Source organism: Methylomagnum sp. (genome assembly GCF_054333355.1).
The window spans coordinates 1-5,026 of the sequence record NZ_JBTEKS010000325.1 but is presented as its reverse complement, the minus strand read 5'-3'; the positions used below and the strand labels follow the sequence as shown (position 1 = coordinate 5,026).

The following is a 5,026-nucleotide window of genomic DNA, read 5'->3' as shown; positions in this document are numbered from 1 at the left end:
AGCAGGGGCCGAGGGTCTGTCAATCCTGTGGATAACTTGGGGATTGCGGTATAGTACGTCCCCCTTCGACCGCCCGACACCACATCCCGCCCATGTTTTCCCCCCCGCACCGCTTCCCGGCCCTTGGGAGAGCCGCTCAATGAGTATGCTTTGGAGCCAATGCATGACCAAGCTGGAGGGCGAGCTGCCGCCCCAGCAGTTCAACACCTGGATACGCCCGCTACAGGCCGTGGAGAGCGGCTCCGAATTAAAACTGTTGGCGCCGAACCGCTTCGTGCTGGACTGGGTGAAGCAGCATTTCATCGGCAAGATCGAGGAAGTGGTGTCCGCCCAGAGGGTGGATCCGGCACCCAGCGTGGTGCTGGAAATCGGCACGAAGAAACCGGAGGCCCAGGCACCCGCCCTATCGCCGGTGGCCCGCAAGCCGCCCGGCGCGAAAAAGGGCCAGCCCCATAACCTGAACACCACGTTCACCTTCGACACCTTCGTCGAAGGCAAATCCAACCAATTGGCGAAAGCCGCCTCCGCCCAGGTGGCCCAGAACGTGGGCCGCGCCTACAACCCCTTGTTTATTTATGGCGGCGTGGGTTTGGGCAAGACCCATCTGATGCACGCCATCGGCAACGAAATCCTCAAGGGCAATCCGTCGGCGAACATCGTCTACCTGCACTCGGAGCGCTTCGTCTCGGACATGGTGAAGGCGCTACAGCACAACGCCATCAATGCCTTCAAGGATTATTACCGCACCGTCGACGCGCTCTTGATCGACGACATTCAATTCTTCGCGGGCAAGGAGCGCTCCCAGGAAGAGTTCTTCCATACCTTTAATACCCTGCTGGAGAACAAGCATCAGGTCATCCTGACCTGCGACCGCTATCCCAAGGAGATCAAAGGGCTGGAAGAGCGACTGAAATCCCGCTTCGGCTGGGGGCTGCCGGTGGCGATAGAGCCGCCGGATTTCGAAACCCGGGTCGCCATTCTCATGAACAAGGCGGCGCACAGCGGCGTGGACCTGCCCAACGAAGTGGCGTTCTTCATCGGCAAGCGGATGCGCTCGAACATCCGCGAACTGGAGGGCGCGTTGCGGCGGGTCATCGCCAATTCCCATTTCACCGGCAAGCCCATCACCCTGGAATTCGCCAAGGAAGCCCTGCGCGACTTGATCGCCTTGCAGGACCGCTTGGTGAATGTGGAGAACATCCAGAAGACCGTGGCGGAATACTACAAAATCCGGGTCGCCGACCTCCTGTCCGCCAAGCGCACCCGCTCCGTGACCCGCCCGCGCCAAATCGCCATGGCGCTCGCCAAGGAACTGACCAACCACAGCCTGCCGGAAATCGGCGAGATGTTCGGGGGCCGCGACCACACCACCGTGCTGCACGCCACCCGCAAAGTGCTGGAACTCAAGGCAAGCGATAACAAATTCGCCGAGGATTACAGCAATCTCATGCGCACGCTATCTGCTTGATTGTGGTGTCATTTTCGGATAGAACCATCCGACTGACCGAATCAATACCGTAAGAGCCTTTTCCCCATGAAATTCACCATCGCCCGCGAGACTTTGCTTACCCCGTTGCAGCAGGTCATCGGCGTCGTCGAAAAACGCCAAACCCTGCCCATCCTGTCCAACGTATTGCTCAAGCTGGCGGACGGCCAATTGGAACTGACCGGCACCGACCTGGAAGTGCAACTGGTCACCCGGACCACCGTGGAGACTGGCGATGCCGGGGAAGTCACGGTGCCGGCCCGGAAGCTCCTCGACATCTGCCGCCTGTTGCCGGACCGCAGCACGGTGAGCGTGGAATGCAAGGACGACCGCTTCGCCATCCGGTGCGGGAGCAGCCGCTTCAACCTCAGCACGCTGCCCGCCGACAACTACCCGGAATTCGACAGCGGCGTCCCGGAATTAGAGGTCTCTGTCCCGGTCGCCAGCCTGCGCCGGGCGCTGGAGAAAACCACCTTCGCCATGGCCCAGCAGGACGTGCGGTATTACCTCAACGGCCTGCTACTAGACTTGGATGGCCGGATGCTGCGCACCGTCGCCTCGGACGGCCATCGGCTGGCGGTGTTCGAGGAACCCAACGAACTGGACGCCAACGGCGGACGCCAGATCATCATCCCCCGCAAAGGCATCCTGGAGCTGGCCCGCCTGCTGGGCGAGGCCGACGACACCGTGACCGTGCAAATCGCCCCCAACACCGTGCGGGTGAACCTGGGCGCGGTCAGCTTCGCCGCCAAGTTGATCGAGGGGCGCTTCCCCGATTACCAACGGGTCATGCCCCGCGAATTGACCCGCAGCTTCCAGGTCGATAAGGATGTTTTCAAAGGCGCCCTGACCCGCGTGTCGGTGCTATCCAACGAGAAGTACAAGAGCATCAGCCTGGAAGTGGACGAGGAGGCCGTGATGGCCCTCAAGGCGCAAAACCCGGAACACGAGGAAGCGGAAGAGCGCTTGCCGGTGGCGATGGAAGGCCAGGGCTTGTCGGTGGGCTTCAACGCCGCCTATTTGCTGGACGCCATCAACAACGTCGGTTCCGACCAAGTAAGGCTGTCCTTCACCGACACCGCCAATAGCTGCCTCATTGAAGACACCGAGGACAGCCGTTTCAAATTCATCGTCATGCCGATGCGGCTGTGAACGGCGCGTTGCCCCGTACTGGTCTTTTGGAGCGAGGACAGCACATGAATACCCTTGTCTTGCCCGACATCCCCGACGACCTCTATCAACGCCTGAGCGACACCGCTGCCGCCCATCGCCGCTCCGTGGCGCAGGAAGTTTTAGCCCTGCTGCGGGACAGGCTGCCCCCTGAACCACCCGCCACGCCCAAGCCCACATGGGAGGAATTCGCAGGCGAAATGCGGGATTTCTGGGGTCGGCTCCCTACCGACCCCCGCACCGCTGACGAAATCCTAGGCTATGACGAGCATGGACTGCCCCGCTGGTTTAGTGGTGGACACCAGCGCCATGGTCGCGATTCTGCTAGGTGAACCGGATGGCCCGATTCATTTTGGACGCATCGCCCAGAGCTGCCGCCCCATCTTCGGCGCGGTCAGCAAAATGGAAACCTTGATGGTCGTGTTATCTCGCGCGCCGAACCCCACCGAAGGGCGGGAACGGTTCGACTACACCCTGACCAAACTCGGCCTGCACATCGCCGACGTGGACGATAGCCTCGTCGAACTCGCCATCGCAGCCTTCTTGCGTTTCGGCAAGGGTCGCCATCCTGCCAAGCTGAACTTCGGCGATTGTTTCTCCTACGCCTTGGCGAAAAGGCTGGATGCGCCTTTGCTCTTCAAGAGCGATGATTTCCCGCTAACCGATATTCGGTGTGCCTTAAGGCCAAGCGGCTAACCGTTTTTCCGGGCCGGAATTTGGAAACGTGCGAATACGGCGAAAGGCCGCTAACGAGTGACGGGGAAACCAATACCCGATGAGCCTCCTCAAGCTCGAAGTCCAGGATATCCGCAACATCGAGTCGGCGAGCCTCCTCCCCTCGCCCCGCCTCAACTTCCTGATCGGCTCCAACGCCAGCGGTAAAACCTCCCTCTTGGAAGCCATCTACCTGCTGGGCCGGGCGCGGTCGTTCCGCACCGCGCAGACGAATCAGCTTATCCGCTTCGGCCAATCGGCGCTCACGGTGACGGGGCGAACTGCCACCGATCAAGGCCGGGCCATCCCCATCGGCATCCGCCTCGCACGGGGCGAGCGGGAAATCCATCTCGACGGCAAGGTGCTGCAATCCAGCGCCGAACTGATCCGGACGTTTCCCGTGCTGGTCATCCAACCCGCTGGCATTGCCCTGCTGGAAGGCGCTCCCAAGCAGCGGCGGCAATTCCTGGACTTCGGCGCGTTCCACGAGGACGCCGCCTACCTCGACCATTGGCGCCGCTACGTCAAAGCCCTCGGCCAGCGCAACGCGCTACTCCGCGAAAACCACCTGCGGGAACTGCCGCCATGGAACCATGAGCTAGCCCGGTACGGTACAATAGTGGCTGATTCGCGCCTACGTTATGCGGAACGGCTTGAACCCTTTTTTCATGACACGGCGGCGCGTTTTTTCCCCGGCCAACGCTTTGAATTTCGCCTCCAGGCGGGGTGGGACACGGCCAAACCACTGGAAACGATCCTGACCGAAGGCACCCCGGCGGATGCGCGCCACCGCTACACCCAATCTGGACCCCACAAGGGGGATTTTTCCATCACACTCAATGGCCGTCCGATCAAGGCTTACCTCTCGCGGGGACAAATGAAGCTCTTGGTCTATGCGCTCCTGCTGGCGCAGTCCCGCTTAATGGAGGAACGGGTCGGCGCCGCCGGGTGCGTGCTAGTGGACGATGTGGCCTCCGAACTCGACGAACACAACAAGACAACCCTGCTAGCCTTCCTACGCGAGGGGCGGACCCAATATTTCGTGACCGCCACCGCCCGGAACATGATCGAGGAAGGCTTAGATAGCGATGCGGCCTTGCTTCAAGTGGAACAGGGCCGGGTGATTCAGGCATGACAGACACAATGAATACAAGCAATCCCGCACCCGAATACGACAGCACTTCCATCCAAGTCCTGAAAGGGCTAGACGCCGTGCGCAAGCGGCCCGGCATGTACATCGGCGACACCGACGACGGCACCGGACTCCACCACATGGTCTTCGAGGTGGTGGACAACGCCATCGACGAAGCCCTGGCCGGTTATTGCAAGAACATCCGCGTCATCATCCACGCCGACGAATCCGTCACCGTCACCGATGACGGGCGCGGCATCCCGGTGGACATCCACGAGGAGGAAGGCCGCTCGGCGGCGGAAGTCATCATGACCGTCCTCCACGCCGGCGGTAAGTTCAACCAGAACTCCTACAAAGTCTCCGGCGGCCTGCACGGCGTCGGCGTCTCGGTGGTCAACGCCCTGTCGGAATTACTGACCCTGGAAATCCACCGGGGCGGCAAGAAATACCGCCAGGAATACCGCCACGGCGTGCCCCAGGCACCGCTCGCGGAATTCGGCGAGAGCGACGCCACCGGCACCCTG

6 protein-coding genes are annotated in these 5,026 nt (G+C 61.5%); all 6 read left to right on the top strand.

Going from position 1 to position 5,026, the window contains the following annotated elements; genetic code table 11:
• Positions 1 to 139 precede the first annotated feature (139 nt).
• The gene (dnaA, locus tag ACXWUF_RS18340) at positions 140 to 1,468 is read left to right on the top strand and encodes a chromosomal replication initiator protein DnaA (RefSeq protein WP_458496052.1); all 1,329 of its coding nucleotides are present in this window, start codon (positions 140 to 142) and stop codon (positions 1,466 to 1,468) included.
• 66 nt (positions 1,469 to 1,534) lie between these two features.
• Positions 1,535 to 2,638, top strand: a complete 1,104-nt coding sequence (dnaN, locus tag ACXWUF_RS18335) for a DNA polymerase III subunit beta (protein ID WP_458496051.1) — start codon at positions 1,535 to 1,537, stop codon at positions 2,636 to 2,638.
• A 44-nt stretch (positions 2,639 to 2,682) separates the two neighbouring features.
• Positions 2,683 to 2,988 (top strand): FitA-like ribbon-helix-helix domain-containing protein, encoded by a 306-nt coding sequence (locus ACXWUF_RS18330; protein ID WP_458496050.1) that lies wholly within the window; start codon positions 2,683 to 2,685, stop codon positions 2,986 to 2,988.
• A complete protein-coding gene (locus ACXWUF_RS18325) occupies positions 2,927 to 3,352 on the top strand; it encodes a type II toxin-antitoxin system VapC family toxin (protein ID WP_458496049.1) in 426 nt (141 codons plus the stop codon). Before ACXWUF_RS18330 ends, ACXWUF_RS18325 begins: the two co-directional genes overlap by 62 nt.
• A gap of 79 nt (positions 3,353 to 3,431) precedes the next feature.
• Complete coding sequence (gene recF, locus ACXWUF_RS18320; protein ID WP_458496048.1) at positions 3,432 to 4,505, top strand: DNA replication/repair protein RecF; 1,074 nt, start codon at positions 3,432 to 3,434, stop codon at positions 4,503 to 4,505.
• An 8-nt stretch (positions 4,506 to 4,513) separates the two neighbouring features.
• The coding region (locus tag ACXWUF_RS18315) for an ATP-binding protein (protein ID WP_458496047.1) at positions 4,514 to 5,026 on the top strand (513 nt) is incomplete at its 3' end.